Genomic DNA, 18,496 nt, shown 5'->3' on the forward strand with positions numbered 1-18,496 from the left:
AGTTGAAACGCACGAAATGCCCTATGTACCCAGCAGGTTCGCACACAGCCCCCCAGAACCGACTCGAATCTCTGGCGAATATGTGGGGAGGGGTCGAATCCGAACGCGCGCCGCCGACCACGCCGAACAGCGGACGAGCGGCACGTGATCGACACCAGCACCCCGTACCGCCAGCCTGCAGTCGATCGGTGAAACACATTGCGAGCGCACCGGCTGCTGATCGCGTGTCCGAGGCGGTCAGTGCTCGACGACGCAAGATCGGCACCGTCCAAAACCAGAGCGCCGAGATGATCTCGGCCTGTTGGCCCTTCCAGACTTGGCCCCAACTGATACGAAGCGCGCGATCAGCGGCATCAGAGCTCACTATCGCTGACTATATGCAGCGATCCTGCTGGTGCGAGGAAAGTGGGTGGGTCTGCGTTGAGTGGTTCAGTCGACGCGGGTGTCGTGTGCCGCGCGGTGGGTGAGTACGTCGTCCATGTGCGTCTCGGCCCAGCCCTTGATCTCGCGGACCAATCGGTGCAGTGAGAGGCCCAGTTCGGTCAGTTCGTAGGAGACCGTCACGGGCACGGTCGGTGTCGCGGTGCGGGTTACCAGACCGTCTCGCTCCAGGGAACGCAGGGTTTGGGTGAGCATCTTCTGGCTCACGCCTGCCAGCAGGCGCGCCAGCTCCGAGTAGCGTATCGAACCCGGCTCACCGATACAGGGGTCGCCGGGCTGAGGTGATCCACCGCTGCCGAGCGCGGTCACGATCAGCGTGACCCACTTGTCGGAGATCCGTTCCAGCAGTTTGCGGCTCGGACATGCCGCCAGGAAAGCGTCGTATTCGGCCTTGGACTGCGCTCTCTTCTGGGCTGCCGTCGTCGTCGCCATTAGCCGCTCCTTCGACCTGCGGGTGAGTTACGCACCTTGAAGTGCCTACTTCCTATCAGGAAGTTACACATCAATGCTGAATCAAGACACCGATAGGTACCCACCAGCTCGAGAGGAAAGACAAATATGAACACACCCTCCCCTTTGCTTCCCGGCGGAACCTGGCCCCTGGGTGACGTGACTGTCACCCGGTTCGGTTACGGCGCAATGCAACTCGCCGGCCCCGGGGTCATGGGTCCGCCTGCCGATCGCGACGGCGCGCTCACCGTCCTGCGCGAGGTCGTCGACGTGGGCATCACCCACATCGATACCGCCGACGCCTACGGGCCACGCGTCACCAATCAGTTGATCCGCGAAGCACTGCACCCTTACCCCGAATCGCTGCACATCGTGACCAAGGTCGGTGCGACCCGCGATCAGCAGGGCGGGTGGCCCCCGGCCCGGCAACCCGAACAACTGCGCCACGCCGTCCATGAGAACCTGGCCGCGCTCGGCCTCGAGGTGCTCGACGTGGTCAACCTCCGGCTCGGCAATGCCACAGGGACACAGTCCGGTTCACTCGCAGAACCGTTCGAGACCCTCGCCGAACTCCAGCAACAAGGGCTGATCCGCCACCTCGGCGTGAGCAACGCGACAGCCGAACAGGTCACCGAGGCCCAGACGATCGCGCCGATCGTGTGCGTGCAGAACATGTACAACCTGGCCTACCGCCGAGACGACGAACTGATCGACACCCTCGCCGGGCAGGGCATCGCCTACGTCCCCTTCTTCCCGCTCGGCGGCTTCAACCCACTACAGTCCGCAGCACTGTCGGCCGTCGCCACCCGCCTGAATGCGACACCGATGTCGGTCGCCCTGGCCTGGCTACTGCACCGATCACCGAACATCCTGCTGATCCCCGGCACCTGCTCAACGACCCACCTACGCGAGAATCTCCTCGGCGCAGGACTGTCGCTGTCCGACAAAGACATCGACGAACTGGAAAAAATCGGCCACTAGACCAGTTCCGTCTCGCGGACCGTGACCAACGAACACACTCAACTCGGCAGTTGCGGACGTTCCTAACCGCGCGCCCAGCGGCTACAGGTTGTTCGGAGCCCTCATGGCCCGTGCTCATTCGTCGAACGGTGTGGTGTCCGCGTCGGGTGCAAGTCGTTTGCGGGGAGGGTAGATCGGCTCCGGTTGGTGTCCGAACAAGTAGTCGCGGAAGGTTCGCAGATATTCGTTCTGATGCTGTTGATCGAGGAACGTGGTCGTGTTCGGGTCGAACCAATCGCTCGGTGTCGGACGTCGCGCGATCACGTAGTCGAGGGCTTCGCGCACCATGTCCCCATAGCTCGGCTCCTCGATGATGGCGCGGCGCAGTTCTGGTGCGTACCGCCACATCTGATCGCCCAGATAGGTGTAGGGCATCTTGCCGACCGGCCACAGCAGACTGTCGACATGCGGGATTTCGTCCCACCACTCCGGCAGTGGGTCGGGGCGCACGGCGGCCCCTGGCTGTGTGGGTGAATCCGTGCGGCGTTCCGGGCCGGACGCGGGTGCGGCAGGATTTCGGCCGACGCCACGGGGACGCCACGTCGGCCCGGTCCGGAGGTTGCTGGGCGGATACCAGACGCCGCGCCACACCGGGACTCCGAGAGCGCGAATGTTCACCGGAAGGTTCTCGTCCACAACGATATCCGGCGTGATGCGGCGCACCGGGCGTAACTCCACGCCGTCGGGGAGCAGATCGGCCACCATAGCCAGACAGTCCTGCTCGCCGTAGCCGGTCACACCGACGTACGATCCGGGCCAAGCCGGTTCGCGGTGCCGATCGAATTCGATCCAGAATCGCCGCACCACGGGCATATTCGTCCCTTCGTGATCACCGAACGCTTGCACGGTAGCAACGTCCGTTCGACGCCCACCACTCGATAATCGGCAGAAGCGGATGTTCTGAGCCGCAACAGCTCTGGCCCGTCGACCCCACGGCGTGGCCGCTTCGCTCAGCGCGCACAGCGGCATGTCAGGACGTTTGATGCTGATCGAACTACTGGAGGTAAGCGGGCATCGAGGTCCACATACCCGGGATGATCCTCTCCGCCGCCGCGACGATTCGAGCATTTACTAGAATAGTATTGACTAGCAAGATTGATGCCGCGCATGCTCGACTTATGCAAACGGCAGATATCAACCTCACCGTCGAAGAGCTGGCCGCGCGAGTTGGTCTGCCCATCAGCACCGTGCGGATGTATCAGTCAAAGGGGTTGCTGCATGCGCCGCGCCGAGTCGGACGCACCGCGCGCTACGACAGCTCCCACCTACAACGTCTCGAACTGGTGCAGCGTCTGCAGGACCGAGGCTTCTCACTCGCCTCGATCGCCGAGTTGTTGACCGCGCGCGAGCAGGGGGCGACAGTCGCCGACTTGCTCGCGTTGCCGGGCGGGCCTGAGGATTGGGTACCACTCGGCTTGGGCGATATCCGATTGATGATCAAGCCGAAGGGACTGCGACCTGCCTTGCTGCGCAAGGCAACTCAGCTCGGATTGATCCGGTGGCGGCGCGGCCGTCCGCAGACGCGACGCTGGGCACTCAGCAGTGGCCTGCGGGTCGCCGAACTGGACTTGCCGCCGAGCGAGGTGCTCGATCAGATTGTCCGGCTGCGTGCACATATCGATCAAATCGCAGCCGATTTCGGCGACATCTTCGAGCGAACGCTGTGGCCCCGAATCCAAGTCGGCAGCACCGAGACCGACCAACTCGACCGGACTCGCGCCCTGCTGCAGGAGCTGACCAGCTTGGCCGAGGGAGTAGTCGTCAGCGCGTTGCGTGAATCGGTCCGGCACCTCGCCGAAGAATTCGTCGAACGACACGAGCTACTGCCCGTTGGCGGCGAACGGCCCGATTGGCTGGACCACTCGATTCCCGTACTCAACGAGCGCCTGCTCGAAGCCCGCGAGGACGACAGCGAAGACGTGGACCAATTCCTCGCCGCCGATCATGCCCAGGAGTAGTGATGAATCCGCACCCCGACCCCCAAATGACAAGAACTGACCAAGAACTGGGCGAACGAGTGCCACTGGGTAAGGCTGGCATGCACGGGGGTATCGGGAGAATGGCCTGGACCTGGTTCGGGTACTGCTGGCACGTGATCGGGGGCGCCTTGGCCGGGTTCGCAATGTTCGTCTTCTGTGTGCTGGCGCTGGCGGGAGTGCTGTACTTCTGGGCCCTCCCGGTGGGAGCGATCCTCGCACTGGCAGTCTGGGCAGTGACCGTGACCATCAGCACCATATGCATGCACCATCGAGGCCGGAACGCCACAAGGATTCGATTCCTGGCCGGGTTCGGAATCATCCCCTGCTACATCGGCATAGCGGCGATCATCAGCGCATGCCTCGACGGGTGGGGCAATCCCTTCATCGGCTGATCCTGCACAGCGCCGCAGCAGGATCTCTCATCGAGACGGCGAAGTGGCGTCGAGAATGACGATCGGGATCCTGCGATGGCCGGCATTGCGCTGATAGAACTCGAAAGCCGGGAAAGCCTCGACGAAGCGGGGCCACAAGCATTCCCGCTCGGGCTCCCCGGCCACCCGAGCACGGACCACGCGGACTTCGGCACCTATCTGGACGGTCGTCTCCGGGTTGGCCCGGAGGTTGTAGAACCAGGCCGGATTGGCCGGCTGACCAGCCTTGGATGCCACCACGGCCAGCAAACCGCCGTCTTGATGGAAGATCACCGGAGAGATGCGGCGAATCGCGCTGCGGGCACCGATGTGATCGAGCAACAGGATGCGAGCCGCCGGCCACCCCGGAACCCGCCCACCGATTCTGCCCTTCGACCATCGATACAGCACCACATGCACTTTCGTCGACCGGCGGCCGAGAAAGAGACCGCGACGGTTCATCCGCTCCGAATTCGAAAGCACCAACTTGCCGAGAATCCCCACGCGGTTCATTACACACGACAGCTACTCCTCGTGCGTGGCCTAAAAGCCTCCACCAGTTCGGGCGGCAAAGCTGTCGCTCCGACAGTTCGTCCACGGCAACATCGTGTATTCGGCATTTCAGGATGCTTGCCGACTTGGTGGTAGCGATGTGGTCGAAGACCGATCTGGGGACATCCGTCCGCGCCTGTCCCGGGTCTGCGGACCGGCGGCAGCAGTTCCACCACTGCCTAACCGATCCATCAGGATTCGTGCTCTCGCCGCGCCGAATCATGGGGCTGCTGTAGGGAGAGGTGACATCGTCGTCTCCCTCCCGCAAGCGGGCATTTGAGGAGTGCATAACCGACATGTCACCCCGGCGAGCGGGGCCGACTCTGCACTCCCAAGGCCCGGGCAGCCCGCGCGATCAGCGGCATTTCCGGACGTTGGACTTCCATCGAGTCCCGCAACAGCCCGGCGCGTGGAACCGGCTTGTCCGCCGGAGCGGCCGTCGCTACTAGACGACGGTCCCGGGCGGGGACGCGGCCATGGATGTCGGTGGCTCATGGCAGTGTCAGCCGCTGTGACTGCTTCAGCTGATGACTACGCCTGGTTTCATGATCATGGACTGTGTTTCCCGACCTTGATCGCGATCAACGAACCGGGGGCGTCGTGAACACCACGACCGGTGGCCTTGGGTGGATGTACGACACGGATCTGCCGCTGGTCAACCTCACCTTCGCGCGTCAGATCAACGCCCAGGAGCTATTGGAGCGGATGGGCGTCGACCACAACACCGTGGCGGTGCGCGGGCCGAATGACTTCCGCAACGAGCTGGGCGGCCTTCTCTACGCAGACGACGGATATGTGGTCAGCGCAGGGCATTACCGAAGCTGGGCCTGGGCGTGGGAGCACGGCAGTTGGAAAGGCATCCAAGACCAAGGAATGGTGCTGCGCGCCTCGATCGGAACCGCGGCACTGGAGCTGCACGCCAGCGAGAAACCGGGAGAGGTGTTCCGGTACGCCGAGGACGGCCGCCTCATCACCGGACTCGACACCACGAACAGCTTCGCACGGACAGGCAGCGACCCGCACCGCTTCGACACCGAGATGCAGGCCCTCGGCGCCCGACCCGAAGAAGACGAATACGGTCCCTTGGGGTCCCTCGGAATGTTCTACAGGCTTGCAGAGAACCTCGGCGTCGGGGTGCCTCTGGATGACCTCAACAACCGTCCCGTCCTCAGCGGCCGGCTCCTGCCCCCAGCCTCGCGGTAGCTGCCGAGTCACCCAACACGCGTGCCGACGTTTCGTGTGATGCAGACGGACCATCACATAATAATCGGCATGATCGCGCACTTGAGTTGGCTGGAGCCAGCGGCTACGACGACCACCGTCCAGAGCCGTTCACTTCCGAATCAACGCGTTACGTAGCCGCCCCGCAGTGCATCGACGAGGGCTGAGATCCCAGAAGCATTGCCGAACCCATGTCCGGCCCCAGCATGGAAATAGACGCCGCCGAAGATGATCCGAACCCCGAGCACTCCGGGGGCGATACAGACCCAGCCCTCCTCGAAATAGCCGGCCCCCCAAGACCGCCCAGCTCGAACGGTCGAGATGCCATGCGACAGAAATCATCTCGTTGTGATTTTCGTACCGGAACCTCGGCTCATCACACTCGTCGTAGACAGCATCGATCTCACACCGAGGCAGTGCCTGCCGGGCCCCCAGCACCGCACAACCGACGAAACCGGGACGAACGCGTCACCGTTCGGAATCATCATGGTGCCGCCGTTGGACGACTCGGTCAGGTTTCGACACGACCGGTCGACGAAACGTTCGGCGGCGAATTCTTGGCGTTTTCTTGGCGAGGTCCGATCAGTGGACCAAACGAACGAAGCCCCTGACCATATTTCCTGGTCAGGGGCTTATTCTTGCTCCCCCATCTGGACTCGAACCAGAAACCTGCCGATTAACAGTCGGCTGCTCTGCCAATTGAGCTATAGGGGATTATCCTGGGTGGCTCGTCCGTACTGGGCGGGCCGAGGAGAAACTTTAGCGTATCGGTTGGCGGGTTCCCAAATCGCGTCTCTACCTGGAGACATGTGAGGGTGTCGGCGTGTCTGGGGGTGGCGCGCGGTGGGGTGGATCCGGATCGACAGGCGTACCGGGCGTCGGGCAGGATGGTAGCCGCGCGCACAGGTACTTCGGGAGGAGCTCTACGAGATGCTGCGGTTGATCATCGGCATTGCGGCCGGTTACGTGCTCGGGACGAAGGCCGGGCGGGGTCGCTATGAGCAGATCAGTGCGGCTACCCGTGCGGTGACCGGGAGTCCGGTGACTCGCAAGCTGGTGCTCGTTGGCAGGCAGAAGCTGTCGGACAAGCTCAGCACCCGGGCGAAGTTGGAGCCGATGGTGCCGTTGGATGAGCGGACCACGATTCTGGTACCGCAGGATCAACTGCGTCGCTGAGTTCGCGTAGCCGAACCGGAGCACCTGCCGATCAACAGTCGGCTCTCATGGACGTTCGGCATGGAACATCGCTGGCATGCATCTATGTCCTGCCGCGCCGCCAGTCCCTACCCTAGATCCCCGCCGCAGCGCCGGTCCCAGCACGGCCCACTGGGGAACGACGCAGCCAACACGCTGGGTCCGACACATGCCGCCGATCCCGCCCGGCCGACATCCACAGGTGCTCGTGCCGTACCGCCGGATGCTCGGGCCGTTGCTGGGCGGGCACTCGTCACCGCCGATGGCGGTGGGCTGGCGCATGAACTGCCCCAGCATCTGCGAGCCGGACATTGTCATGGCGCAAACCGAGCCCGCGGGAATTGCCTCGGGTCACGACGGATCGCCGCACCAGCGCTGGTACCGCAACAGCAGTAGTACTCAGCCCGCCGCGAAATCGTTGTGATTACCCATTGCCTGGGTGAGCAGACTCTTGCGGTATTGCTCCAGCGCGACGAGATCACCGAACAGCGCCATGTAGGCCTCGGCCTGCTCAGTTGAGGACACCCGCTGCAGCTTCGACTTCAGTTCGGCGATCTGACGGCCGACCCAGGCTTCCTGGACGCGGGCCAGGACGCCGGTGACGAAACGGGGAATGTCGTTGGCGGACTTGACCGGCATCTGTTCGCCGGACAGTTCGGAGACCAGCGCGCGCATGGTCAGGTCATCGGTGCCGTCGGAAACGGCGTTGACCCACTCCGCGCCGCCGAGTCCGGACGCGGTGCCACCTGCGTCGGCGATCAACGCGCGGACGGCCGCATAGGCCGGATGGGTGAAGGCCTCGGTTTCGATCGAGTCGAAGACCGCGCCCGCCATTGCCGGGTATTGCAGTGCCGCGCCGAGTGCCTGCCGTTGCGGCAGCAGCGTCGGGTCGTTCGGGTTGGGACGGGCGGCGGGGTGTTCGGCGACGACCGTACTGGGCTGTGCCGCGCTGGCAACCGAGCCACGACCACCCGGGCGCCCGCCATTGCGGTGGCGTTTGGCTTCCTCGCCGACCCGGCGCACCACGGTCTGGATATCGTCCCAACCGACCCATCCGGACAGTTTCGTCGCGTACGCCTTGCGCAGTGCGTTGTCCTTGATCTGGGCGACCACCGGTACGGCCCGGCGCAGCGCCTCCACCTGCCCCTCGGCGGTATCCAGGTTGTGGTCGGCGAGCAGGCCGCGGATCACGAACTCGTACAACGGAGTTCGCCGGGCGACCAGATCGCGCACCGCGCCGTCGCCGGAGCGCTGGCGCAGTTCGCACGGGTCCTGACCGTCGGGGGCGATGGCGATGTAGGTCTGTCCGGCCAGTTTCTGGTCGCCCGCAAAGGCTTTGAGGGCCGCCGCCTGTCCGGCCGCGTCACCGTCGAAGGTGTAGATGATTTCGCCGCGCCAGAAGTTGTCGTCCATGAGCAGGCGGCGCAGCAGAGCGAGGTGCTCGTCGCCGAAGGCGGTGCCACAGGAGGCGACGGCGGTCTTCACCCCGGCCAGGTGCATGGCCATCACATCGGTGTAGCCCTCGACCACCACCGCCTGGTGCCCCTTGGCGATCTCGCGCTTGGCGTGGTCCAGGCCGAAGAGCACCTGAGACTTCTTGTACAGCAACGTTTCCGGCGTATTGATGTACTTGCCGGGCATGGTGTCGTCGTCGAAGAGTTTGCGTGCGCCGAAGCCGATGACGTCGCCGCCGAGATTGCGGATCGGCCAGAGCAGCCGCCGGTGGAACCGGTCGATCGGGCCGCGCTGGCCCTGCTTCGACAGCCCGGCCGCCTCCAGCTCCTTGACGTCGAAACCCTTGCGCAGCAGATGTTTGGTGAGCGTATCCCAGCCCGCGGGGGCGTAGCCGCAGCCGAACAGCTGGGCGGCATTGCCGTCGAAGTTGCGGTCGGTCAGATACTTGCGCGCCGCCTCGGCGTCGGGCTCGCGCAGTTTGGCCATGTAGAACTCGTGCGCGGCGGCGTTGGCGGCGACCAGCCTGGCCCGGGTGCCGCGATCGCGCTGTACCGAGGTGCCGCCGCCCTCGTAGTTGATCTGATAGCCGATCCGGTCGGCCAGCTGCTCGACGGCCTCGACGAAACCGATGTGCTCGACCTTCTGCAGGAAGGCGAACACGTCGCCGCCCTCACCGCAGCCGAAGCAGTGGTACAGGCCATGGTTGGGCCGCACATGGAACGACGGCGACTTCTCGTCGTGGAACGGGCACAGGCCCCGCATGGAGTCCGCGCCCGCGCGCTTCAGGGCGACGTACTCCCCCACCACATCCTCGATCCGGACGCGTTCGCGTATTGCCGCGATATCGCGATCAGGGAGTCGTCCGGCCACGGCGGTCAGTCTAGGCTAGTCCGGCCTCGACACGCCCAGCGGCTGGTCACGCGTCTGAACCAGCGGGCTATTCGGCCAGCGATCGCGATATGCGTTCGAGCCGACTCTCGGTATACGACGCGATCTGGTCGACGATCACCCGGACCCGCGCGGTGTCGTCGCTCGCGGCATGCCACCACGGCAGCAGCAGCGGATCCAAACCGTGCGGTGCCGTCGCCAGCAGCCGGTTCGCGACCATCAGAATCCGCTCGCGCTGCACCGCTTGGCGCTGTTTGTGATCCGGATCGGACATCACATAGCGGAGCGCGACCGTCTTGAGCATTGCCACCTCGGCGGCGACGATCGGCGGAATCTCCAGGTCGGCGGCATATCGGGACAGTGCGCGTACCCCGGCGACCGCCCGGGTGGCCATGATCGCGGCGGTGGCGAAGCGGCCGACCAGTTCACTCGTGAGGTGCTTCAACGCAACCGAACTGGCGAGGGTTCCGTCATACGACGCGGCTTCGGATACCACCGGCAGTTCGGAGAGCCGCTGGGCGGCGCCGACGAGGTCGTCCACCGAAAGCGACGGGTGCTGACCATGTCCGAGCTCGGCCAAGGCGGCCTGTTCCGCGGGATCGGCGAGGGCCCGCAATTCGATGCGCCCCGCGATCACGCCGTCCTCCACGTCGTGCACCGAATACGCGACATCGTCGGACCAGTCCATGATCTGGCATTCGAGGCTCTTACGCCCGTCCGGCGCATCCTTGCGCACCCATTCCAGGCGGTCCAGGTCGATATCATAGGCACCGAACTTGGTGCCCGAACCTGTTCTGCCCCAAGGGTATTTGATGGCCGCGTCGAGAGCGGCGCGGGTCAGATTCAAACCAGCGCTGGTCCCGTCCGCATCGAGAACCTTCGGTTCCAGCCGGGTGAGGATGCGCAGATTCTGCGCATTGCCCTCGAATCCGCCGAACGCGTCGGCGAAGTTGTCGAGGGCCTGCTCACCATTGTGGCCATAGGGCGGGTGGCCGATATCGTGCGCCAATCCGGCCAGATCGACCAGATCCGGATCGCAGCCGAGACCGTCGGCGATACTGCGTCCGATCTGCGCCACTTCGATCGAATGGGTCAGGCGTGTGCGCGGGGTGTCACCGTCACGTGGCCCCATGACCTGGGTTTTGTCGGCGAGTCTGCGCAGTGCCGCGGAATGCAGCACCCGGGCGCGGTCGCGGGCGAATTCGGTGCGGTGACCGGTTTCGAATTCACTGCGCGGCGGGCCGAGTCCGGCGGTCTTGGCGCCCTCGACCACCATGCGCTCGCGGTCGTGCCCAGTATAGCGATGGCCCATCGGATCTCACTGCCCCGCTGAGTATTTGAAGTCCGACGAGAAGTGGGTGAGTTGATACCAGAGCAAAGCGCCGGTCTCCCTGGCGATTCCGTGCGCCTGCGACTCCCTGGTGTAGACGGCGGGGCCGGTGCGCGTGGGTGCGGTCCATGCGTCCAGTCCGGCGTCGCGGGCCATGGTTCTGGTGCGCAGCGAATGCCATGGATCGCTGACCAGCACCGCCGACGACATCTCCCGGGCACTCATGGCCGTCGCGACCGCCTCGATACTGCGCAGTGTGTCCGAACCCGTCTCGACCGCGAGAATCCGGTCGGCGGGTATCCCCCGCTCCTCCAAATAGTTCTTGCCGGAGGCGGCCTCGGTATACAGATCGCCCTGCTGCTTACCGCCCACGGTGATCACCGTGGGCGCGACACCGGCCTTGAACAGTTTGTAGGCCTGGTCGAGTCGCGCCTCGAAAACCGTTGACGGTGTGCCGGAGTATTGCGCGGCGCCGAGCACCACGATCGCGTCGGCCTTGGTGTAGTCGTCGATGCGCGCCACCTGCCACACCCGGAATGCGGTGCCGCCGACCAGCACCGCACCCATCAAGATCGCGCCCGTGACCAGCCGTCTAGCCCAGCGCAGTAGTCCGCCTCCGGCAGCGCGCGGCGGGGCGGATCCGGGAGCCGAGGCCAGGGACGCCGAATTCACCTCACCAAGTTTGCCAGGTCATCAGCCGCGAGTACGTCACCGACAGATACCGACTGTCCATACTTACCTTTTGGTAAGTACTATACTTATTTGTAAGTACTTGTCCTTCGTACAGTGCAAATCGAGAATGGATTCCGGCGCCAGACCCTTCGACAACGTTCAGGAGTGGATACATGACGACATCGGTGACGGTGCTCGGGCTCGGCGCGATGGGACAGGCGCTTGCATCAGCGTTCGTGCGCGCCGGACATCCGACAACGGTCTGGAATCGCAGCCCGGGCCGGGATGCGGAACTGATTGCGACAGGAGCGAAGTCGGCGCGGACCGTCGCCGAAGCGGTGGCCGCGAGCGACCTCGTGGTGGTGTGCCTGCTCGACCACCGCAGCGTGCACGGGGTCCTCGATCCGGTGGCCGACATCCTGGCCGACCGTGCGCTGCTGAATCTGACCAGCACCGAGCCGCGCGGCTCGCGCGAACTGGCCGAATGGGCCGCGAGTCACGGCATCGACTTCCTCGATGGCGGCATCATGGCCACCCCGCCGATGATCGGGCAGCCCGGCTCGTCGCTGCTGTACAGCGGCTCACGATCGGTCTTCGACACCCACCGCGCCGCCCTCGAATCACTGGGCAGCGCCGAGTATTTCGGCGCGGATGCCGGGCAGGCCGCACTCGTCGACTTCGCCCTGCTCGCCGGGATGTACACCATGTTCGCGGGCTTCTACCACGGCGCCGCCATGGTCCGCACGATCGGCATTTCGGCCGAGGACTTCGGGCACCGGACCGCGGGCTGGCTGGCCGCGATGGCCGGATCGTTGCCGAGGGCCGGAGCCACCATCGACTCCGGCGACTACTCGAAACCGTTCCAGCCCTTGGATTTCACCAAGGCCGCCCTCGATGCCATCGTCTCGGCCAGCCGCGACGCGGGCGTCGATCTGGACGTTATCGGCGCGATCAAGAATCTCGTCGATCGCCAGGTCGCCGACGGATACGGCGCGCAGAGCAGCGAGCGAATGTTCGAGAGCCTGCATCCGCGCGGCGACCGGGCGGCCTGAGCCGGCCTCGCCCTACCAGCCGCGTTCCCGCCACTGCGCGAGGTGCGGACGTTCGGTGCCGAGGGTGGTGTCGTCACCGTGACCGGGATAGACGATGGCGTCGTCGGGATAGCGGTCGAAGATCTTCGTCGTGACATCGGTGTAGAGCGAGGTGAAATCCTCCGAGTTGGTGGTGCGGCCGACTCCGCCCGGAAACAGCGAGTCACCGCTGAACAGGTGCACGCCCGGGCCGTCCACGAGCGCGAGGGCAACCGAGCCTGGAGTATGTCCGCGCAGGTGGATCACCTCGAAGGCCAGCTCGCCGATCTCGATCAGATCGCCATCGGTGAGCAATCGGTCGGGGCGCACCGGGAGGGGTTCGGCGTCGAGCGGATGCGCCGCGGTCGGTGCGCCGGTGGCCGCGGTGACCTTTTCCAGGGCCCACCAGTGGTCGCGATGCTGGTGGGTGGTGACGACCAGGGCGACGCGGTCCGGCGTTTCCTGGTTGATGAGTTCGATAATGCGGTCGGGTTCATTGGCGGCGTCGATGAGCAGTGCGGCACCGGTGACGCCGCACTGCACTAGATAACAATTGTTGTCCATCCCGCCGACGGACATTTTGATGATGCGGGCACCGGGGACGTCCCGCTGTTGCGGATTCGATCCAGGGGACACGTGACCGGTGTACGGCAGGTCGATCGTGATCACGGGATCGATGCTAGCCAGCTAGATTCATCCCATGCCGTTGTTAGCGCCGATTCGTCCGATCCGCCGGGCCGCCTCGGTGGTAATGAGCGTGGCGTTCCTGTGTGTCGCGCTGGTCGCGGGCCCGGTCGGCGCGGATCCGCCGCTGCGGATGGGACCGTATGTGGTCGACGCGGCCCAGGTGCTCGATCAGGGACAGCTCGATCGGGTATCGGCGGCGGTCGACGACCTGTACGCCGATCATCAGCTGCGGCTCTGGGTTGTCTATGTGCGCGATTTCAATGGGATGAGGCCGCCGGAATGGGCCGACCGCACAGCGACGCTGTCCGGATTCGGCGGCCGTGATGTGTTGCTGGCGGTCGCGACGCAGGATCGGGCGTATTCGTTCCATGGCGAATTGCCGAGAGGTGTCAGCGATTCCGAGCTGGACGCGGTGCTGACGCGCGATGTGGAGCCCGCGCTACGCGACGGCCGGTGGGCCGAGGCCGGGGTCGCGATGGCGGATGGGTTGGATTCGGCGATGCGCAGCGGTCGCATCAGTGGATGGACACTGCTGATCGTCGCGGTGGTGATCGGGGTCGTCGTCGGTGGGCTGGTGCTGTACTCGCGCAAGCGGCGCGGCGACCGCAGACGTGCCGAATTGGCGGCGGCGCGGCAGTTGGACCCGGACAATTCCACCGCGCTCGCGGCCTTATCGCTCGAGGCGCTGCAGGCCAGGTCGAAGGAGGTGCTGGTGGAGATCGACAATGCGGTGCGCACCAGTGCCGAGGAGTTGGAGCTGGCGACCGGCGAATTCGGCGCGACCGCGGTCACCCCGTTCAGCACCGCCCTGGCGACTGCGAAAACCGCTGCCGCCAGGGCATTCTCGATCCGGCAGCAGCTGGATGACGATATTCCCGAGACGCCGGATCAGCAGCGCACCATGCTGGTCGACCTGATCGGTACGGTCGGGCGGGCCGATCGGGAACTCGACAGCCAGGTGGCCGAATTCGATGCCATGCGGAATCTGCTCATCAATGCGGCCACTCGCTTGGACGGGCTGACCAGGGATCTGGTCGAGTTGACCGGTCGCGTACCGAATTCGGAGACCGAGCTCACCCGGCTCACCACCGCCTTTCCGGCCAGTGTGCTCGCACCCGTGCGGGATAACGTGACCATGGCGCGGGAGCGGATCACCTTCGCGGAACAGAACGTCGATGCGGGTCGCGATGCCGTTGGCCAACCGGTCGGCAAGCAGGGCGGTGCGGTCGCGGCGATCCGAGCCGCGGAAGGTGCGATCGGACAGGCGCGTACGTTGTTGGACGCCGTCGACAATGCGGCCACGAATATCCAGCAGGCGACCGATGGGCTGCCCGCCGCACTGGCGGAACTGCGCGCGGATATCGTCAGCGCGAAGGCGCTCACGGGCTATGGCGGAGCCGAGCTGCAAGCGGCCATCACCGCGGCGGAGGCGGCCCTGACCAGCGCCGCCGCCACCGCGACCAGTGATCCGCTCGACGCCTTTCACACCGCGGTGGCCGCCGATGGCGCGCTCGACCTCGCCACTGCGGCGGCCACCGACCGCAAACTCGCCGCCGAGGAGCTGCGGCGCAGACTCGACCGGGCGCTCGCCGATGCCGGCGCGCGGATCGATGCGGCATCCGACTACATCACCACCCGACGCGGCGGTATCGACGCGCAGGCGCGCACCCGATTGTCCGAGGCGCAACGCAATCTCGATGCGGCACAACAGCTTTCCGCCACAGATCCGACCCGGGCCCTGGCCAGCGCTCGAGCCGCCGCGGATCTGGGCGGTCGCGCACTGCGGGAAGCGCAGTCCAGCGTGCGGGCCTGGGAGAGCAGCCAGCCGCCGTCGGGGACGGCGCAGGCGGGTGCGGTACTCGGCGGAATCCTGATCGAGGGACTGCTCCGGGGCGCGGGCACCGCCGCCCGGCAACGGTCCGGCGGCGGCTACACCCCGGGGTCGTACGGCGGCTCCAGCGGATCCCGCCGCATCAGTCGGGGTGGTCGCTTCTGAACCTTGACCCTGACACCGTGTGAGGCCATAGACCAGGAGTCGTCATGTTCAGTATCGGAGACTTCGCCAGACACGGACGGGTATCGGTGCGGATGCTGCGTCACTACGACGCGATCGGCCTACTGCGGCCCGACCGGGTGGACGCCGCCACCGGCTATCGCTATTACGAGGGCGGCCAGCTCGCTCGGCTCAATCGCATTGTCGCGCTGAAGGATCTCGGCTTCACCCTGGAACAGGTGGGCCGCATCCTCGACGACAAGGTCGGCACCGCGCAACTGCGCGGCATGCTCGCGCTGCGCCGCGCGGAGCTGGAGCAGCGGATCACCGGCGACCGCGCCCGGCTGGTCCAGGTCGAGACGAGGCTCCGCATTATCGAGAAGGAGGGCGCCATGCCCGCCAATGATGTGGTCATCAAGTCCATTGCGGCCGTGCGGGTCGCCGAATTGACCGGTGTCGCCAGCGACTTCGAGCCGCAGACGATCGGCCCGGTGGTCGGGCCGTTGTTCGAGCAGCTGTGCGCCCGGCTGGCGCAGGCGAGCATCGATATCGTCGGTCCCGGGATCGCCTACTACGAGGAGCAGCCGGACGGTTCGGTGAACGTGCACGCCGCCATGCCGGTCAATGTCGACCCCGCCGGCGCCCACGAATTCACGATCGTCGACCTGCCCGCGGTGCCGCAGGCGGCGACGGTGGTGCACCGCGGCAGCATGGACGAGGTCCTCGAACCCTGGCAGTCCCTCGGCAAGTGGATCGACGCCAACGGATACCGCTCCGCCGGCCCCGCCCGCGAGGTAACCCTCGAGTTCACCGAGGACCCGAGCGACTGGGTCACCGAACTACAGGAGCCCATCCACACCGCCTGACGAGCCCGCACTCCCGCACCCGCATGGCCAGCAGGTGATCTCGACACGGGTGCGGGAGCGCGAGGCCGCAGCACAAGACGGCCCGGCAGTCCAACGCCCCGTGGCAACGCACGCCGCGGTCCAACACGAGGTCTCGGCTCAATGCAGTGCGGCAGCCCAACGTCGCACGCGATTCAACGAGACGCCGGGTCCAAAACGGCGCGCGATGCAGCACAGCGCCGCGGCAGCGCGAGCGGAGCGGCCGCAGCCGGTCAGATCTTGATGGTGAGGGTGTGGAAGCCGGAGGGGCCGGAGGGGAAGGGTGAGCGTGCGGTGCCGTCTTGAACCTCGCCCGAGCAGCTGATGGCGCGGGCCTGCAGGGTGTGTTCGCCTGCGGGCAGGTCGACCGTGGTGCGCCAGCGACGCCATGCGGCGGGTGCGGTTTCGGTGCCGAGGTCGACCGGGCGCCAGTCGCCCCCGTCGATGCGCAGTTCCACGCCGTCGACGCCGTGCGGCGGCGCCCAGGCGACGCCGGCGATGCTGGTGCTGCCCGCCGCCGCGCGGCCCGGCGTGGCCACATCGATGCGCGCCTGTGGCGTCACCCACATCGGCTCCGATGGCCAGCCGCGCTTCCACCAGTAGTCGATGTGGCTGTCATCGGTGAGTTCCAGTTCCGCAAGCCATTTCGCGCCGGTGTACTGACCGTAGAGACCGGGCACGAAGACACGGGCCGGGAAGCCGTGCTCCGGGGCGAGAGGCGCACCGTTCACTCCGATCACCACATACCCGGGCCACTCGCCGCAGCGCAGCGGTTCGACCGGTAGCGAGATGGTGTAACCGTCGACGGCCCTGGTGACCAGTCGGGTCGCCCCCGTTTCCGGGATCGCGTGTTCGAGCACCGTGGCCAGTGGCACCCCGTACCAGCGGCCATTGCCCGCGCGACGTTCGCCGGGACGGTTGTGCACGCACACCATGACGGCGTCGAATTCGACCGCGTCCGCAGCCAATTCGGACAGCGACAGCCGCAGTGGATGCGCGACCCTACCGGTGACCGCCAGCCGCCAGCGGGCCGGATCGATGCGCGGCGGACTCAGATTGACATCGGCGACATAGAAACTCCGGTTCGCGGTGATCAGCGACGACAGTCCGGGCTCATCCTCCAACCCGTCCTGCGGCACCACCGAGATGCCACCCATCGGGCCGACGCGATTGATCGCTTCGTGCTGCCTGCGGTCGTAATCGCGATTCAGCGCCCGCGCCGCCGCCAAGAGTCCGGCACCGGCCCCCGCCGACACCAGCGCCCCGAACAGCCCACGGGGCCGCCTGCGCAGCCCGATGCCGAGCACACCGGCGGCGGCCGCCGCACCCGTGACCGTGGCGGGCGATCGGGTCGGTCGGCGCAAACCCAGCGCGGCCGCGGCGGCACCGAAGGCGGCGACCGCGGGCGTACGCGCGCGATCCGACAGCGCCCCGAGCCCGACCGTCGCGGCGACCGCACCGGCCCCGACGCCGATCCGCGTCACGACCTTGTCGTGCTTGCCCGACAGCGCGACCGTTGTCTCGACCACCGGCACGGGCGCGGTATCGGTCATGACCCGGCCGATGGCGTCGATCAGGGAATCGCCGCGAGTCGCGGCGATCAACTCGCCGACTCCCAGCGCCGCGATACCGATCGCCGCGGCCGCGAGCCCACCCCCGCGTTCCCGGTCTCCGTTGGTCCGCACCGTCCGAACACCCGCTTTCGTCGATCACCAGCCGCGCCATCAGCATTCCCTACGAACCTACCGATCCGGCATGCGCATTCCCATGCCGACCGGCATCACTGCTGCAGTGCCTCGGTGAAGCGGGTCAACAACTTCCGCAACTGTTCGCGCTCCTTGGCGGTGAACGCTTCCGCTACTCGGCGTTCGATGGCCGCGGCCTTCGCATCCGCCTTGGCGAAGGCCTTGCGGCCCGCCGGGGTCAGCCTGGTTTCGAGCACACCGCGATGCCAGGGATGCGGCGTTCGCTCCACCAGTCCGCGCTCTTGCAAATTCTTGAGCACAACCGTCATCGCTTGCGGCGTAACCAGACACGCGCGCGCCAACGCGGCCGCGGAGACGCCCGGATTGTCCGATAATGCGTAGAGTGCGGCGTACTGCGGGACCGTAAGCGGTTTGACCGCCTCATGTTTGACGGCCATCAGCTCCTGCTCGGCGCGCTTGACATCCAGACCGAGCCGCTCGTGCGCGGGCATTTCCATGAGTGTCAATGATAGGACATCTATCAAAGCTTTGATAATATTAAAGG

Annotated in this window: 17 protein-coding genes and 1 tRNA gene; 8 read left to right on the forward strand and 10 right to left on the reverse strand. The window is 65.9% G+C overall.

The window, feature by feature from the left end; translation table 11 throughout:
* Positions 1-429: 429 nt before the first annotated feature.
* The gene (locus tag ACQP0C_RS31750; RefSeq protein WP_433725934.1) at positions 430-873 is read right to left on the reverse strand and encodes a winged helix-turn-helix transcriptional regulator; all 444 of its coding nucleotides are present in this window, start codon (positions 871-873) and stop codon (positions 430-432) included.
* A 126-nt stretch (positions 874-999) separates the two neighbouring features.
* Between ACQP0C_RS31750 and ACQP0C_RS31755 the strand changes: the two genes are divergently transcribed.
* A complete protein-coding gene (locus ACQP0C_RS31755) occupies positions 1,000-1,872 on the forward strand; it encodes an aldo/keto reductase family oxidoreductase (RefSeq protein ID WP_433725936.1) in 873 nt (290 codons plus the stop codon).
* 114 nt (positions 1,873-1,986) lie between these two features.
* On the opposite strand, the gene ACQP0C_RS31760 is transcribed toward ACQP0C_RS31755, so the two are convergent.
* Positions 1,987-2,757, reverse strand: a complete 771-nt coding sequence (locus ACQP0C_RS31760; RefSeq protein ID WP_433725938.1) for a hypothetical protein — start codon at positions 2,755-2,757, stop codon at positions 1,987-1,989.
* 272 nt (positions 2,758-3,029) lie between these two features.
* On the opposite strand from ACQP0C_RS31760, the gene ACQP0C_RS31765 reads away from it, so the two are divergent.
* A complete protein-coding gene (locus tag ACQP0C_RS31765; protein ID WP_433725940.1) occupies positions 3,030-3,869 on the forward strand; it encodes a MerR family transcriptional regulator in 840 nt (279 codons plus the stop codon).
* 26 nt (positions 3,870-3,895) lie between these two features.
* Positions 3,896-4,282 carry a hypothetical protein gene (locus ACQP0C_RS31770; protein WP_433725942.1) on the forward strand — a complete coding sequence of 129 codons (387 nt, stop codon included), beginning with the start codon at positions 3,896-3,898 and terminating at the stop codon, positions 4,280-4,282.
* A gap of 27 nt (positions 4,283-4,309) precedes the next feature.
* Here ACQP0C_RS31770 and ACQP0C_RS31775 read toward each other — a convergent pair whose 3' ends face one another.
* Positions 4,310-4,813, reverse strand: a complete 504-nt coding sequence (locus ACQP0C_RS31775) for a nitroreductase/quinone reductase family protein (RefSeq protein ID WP_433725943.1) — start codon at positions 4,811-4,813, stop codon at positions 4,310-4,312.
* Between the two features lie 639 nt (positions 4,814-5,452).
* On the opposite strand from ACQP0C_RS31775, the gene ACQP0C_RS31780 reads away from it, so the two are divergent.
* Positions 5,453-6,055, forward strand: coding sequence for a DUF6461 domain-containing protein (locus ACQP0C_RS31780; RefSeq protein ID WP_433725945.1), 603 nt, complete (start codon positions 5,453-5,455; stop codon positions 6,053-6,055).
* A 659-nt stretch (positions 6,056-6,714) separates the two neighbouring features.
* Here ACQP0C_RS31780 and ACQP0C_RS31785 read toward each other — a convergent pair.
* Positions 6,715-6,787, reverse strand: a tRNA-Asn gene (locus tag ACQP0C_RS31785).
* 216 nt (positions 6,788-7,003) lie between these two features.
* Between ACQP0C_RS31785 and ACQP0C_RS31790 the strand changes: the two genes are divergently transcribed.
* Positions 7,004-7,249: a hypothetical protein gene (locus tag ACQP0C_RS31790; RefSeq protein WP_433725947.1), complete on the forward strand. Its 246-nt coding sequence runs from the start codon at positions 7,004-7,006 to the stop codon at positions 7,247-7,249.
* Between the two features lie 417 nt (positions 7,250-7,666).
* Here ACQP0C_RS31790 and dnaG read toward each other — a convergent pair whose 3' ends face one another.
* The 3 genes from dnaG to ACQP0C_RS31805 form a co-directional block, all read right to left on the reverse strand.
* The gene (dnaG, locus tag ACQP0C_RS31795) at positions 7,667-9,592 is read right to left on the reverse strand and encodes a DNA primase (protein ID WP_433725949.1); all 1,926 of its coding nucleotides are present in this window, start codon (positions 9,590-9,592) and stop codon (positions 7,667-7,669) included.
* A 67-nt stretch (positions 9,593-9,659) separates the two neighbouring features.
* Positions 9,660-10,922, reverse strand: coding sequence for a deoxyguanosinetriphosphate triphosphohydrolase (locus ACQP0C_RS31800; RefSeq protein WP_433725951.1), 1,263 nt, complete (start codon positions 10,920-10,922; stop codon positions 9,660-9,662).
* Between the two features lie 6 nt (positions 10,923-10,928).
* A complete protein-coding gene (locus tag ACQP0C_RS31805; protein ID WP_433725953.1) occupies positions 10,929-11,612 on the reverse strand; it encodes a YdcF family protein in 684 nt (227 codons plus the stop codon).
* 131 nt (positions 11,613-11,743) lie between these two features.
* Here ACQP0C_RS31805 and ACQP0C_RS31810 point away from each other — a divergent pair, with 131 nt between their 5' ends.
* Positions 11,744-12,664, forward strand: a complete 921-nt coding sequence (locus ACQP0C_RS31810) for an NAD(P)-dependent oxidoreductase (protein ID WP_433734715.1) — start codon at positions 11,744-11,746, stop codon at positions 12,662-12,664.
* A gap of 12 nt (positions 12,665-12,676) precedes the next feature.
* On the opposite strand, the gene ACQP0C_RS31815 is transcribed toward ACQP0C_RS31810, so the two are convergent.
* A complete protein-coding gene (locus ACQP0C_RS31815) occupies positions 12,677-13,351 on the reverse strand; it encodes an MBL fold metallo-hydrolase (protein ID WP_433725954.1) in 675 nt (224 codons plus the stop codon).
* Positions 13,352-13,382: 31 nt separating this feature from the next.
* On the opposite strand from ACQP0C_RS31815, the gene ACQP0C_RS31820 reads away from it, so the two are divergent.
* Both ACQP0C_RS31820 and ACQP0C_RS31825 read left to right on the forward strand, forming a co-directional pair.
* Entirely contained in the window at positions 13,383-15,365 is a 1,983-nt protein-coding gene (locus tag ACQP0C_RS31820) for a TPM domain-containing protein (RefSeq protein ID WP_433725956.1), read from the forward strand.
* 44 nt (positions 15,366-15,409) lie between these two features.
* Positions 15,410-16,228, forward strand: a complete 819-nt coding sequence (locus ACQP0C_RS31825) for a MerR family transcriptional regulator (RefSeq protein ID WP_433725958.1) — start codon at positions 15,410-15,412, stop codon at positions 16,226-16,228.
* Positions 16,229-16,479: 251 nt separating this feature from the next.
* Here ACQP0C_RS31825 and ACQP0C_RS31830 read toward each other — a convergent pair whose 3' ends face one another.
* Both ACQP0C_RS31830 and ACQP0C_RS31835 read right to left on the reverse strand, forming a co-directional pair.
* The gene (locus ACQP0C_RS31830) at positions 16,480-17,931 is read right to left on the reverse strand and encodes a molybdopterin-dependent oxidoreductase (protein WP_433725960.1); all 1,452 of its coding nucleotides are present in this window, start codon (positions 17,929-17,931) and stop codon (positions 16,480-16,482) included.
* A 95-nt stretch (positions 17,932-18,026) separates the two neighbouring features.
* Positions 18,027-18,449 carry a MarR family winged helix-turn-helix transcriptional regulator gene (locus ACQP0C_RS31835; protein WP_433725962.1) on the reverse strand — a complete coding sequence of 141 codons (423 nt, stop codon included), beginning with the start codon at positions 18,447-18,449 and terminating at the stop codon, positions 18,027-18,029.
* Positions 18,450-18,496 lie beyond the last annotated feature (47 nt).

The sequence above is a fragment of the Nocardia sp. CA-129566 genome, from assembly GCF_050956075.1.
GTDB lineage: Bacteria > Actinomycetota > Actinomycetes > Mycobacteriales > Mycobacteriaceae > Nocardia.

Excerpts from the sequence above, each read along its gene's own strand:
- ACQP0C_RS31770 (WP_433725942.1), top strand. The coding sequence starts at position 3,896 with ATGACAAGAACTGACCAAGAACTGGGCGAACGAGTGCCACTGGGTAAG.
- ACQP0C_RS31800 (WP_433725951.1), bottom strand. The coding sequence starts at position 10,922 with ATGGGCCATCGCTATACTGGGCACGACCGCGAGCGCATGGTGGTCGAG.
- ACQP0C_RS31820 (WP_433725956.1), top strand. The coding sequence starts at position 13,383 with ATGCCGTTGTTAGCGCCGATTCGTCCGATCCGCCGGGCCGCCTCGGTG.
- ACQP0C_RS31825 (WP_433725958.1), top strand. The coding sequence starts at position 15,410 with ATGTTCAGTATCGGAGACTTCGCCAGACACGGACGGGTATCGGTGCGG.
- ACQP0C_RS31835 (WP_433725962.1), bottom strand. The coding sequence starts at position 18,449 with ATGGAAATGCCCGCGCACGAGCGGCTCGGTCTGGATGTCAAGCGCGCC.
- ACQP0C_RS31755 (WP_433725936.1), top strand. The coding sequence starts at position 1,000 with ATGAACACACCCTCCCCTTTGCTTCCCGGCGGAACCTGGCCCCTGGGT.
- ACQP0C_RS31790 (WP_433725947.1), top strand. The coding sequence starts at position 7,004 with ATGCTGCGGTTGATCATCGGCATTGCGGCCGGTTACGTGCTCGGGACG.
- ACQP0C_RS31775 (WP_433725943.1), bottom strand. The coding sequence starts at position 4,813 with ATGAACCGCGTGGGGATTCTCGGCAAGTTGGTGCTTTCGAATTCGGAG.
- ACQP0C_RS31765 (WP_433725940.1), top strand. The coding sequence starts at position 3,030 with ATGCAAACGGCAGATATCAACCTCACCGTCGAAGAGCTGGCCGCGCGA.
- ACQP0C_RS31750 (WP_433725934.1), bottom strand. The coding sequence starts at position 873 with ATGGCGACGACGACGGCAGCCCAGAAGAGAGCGCAGTCCAAGGCCGAA.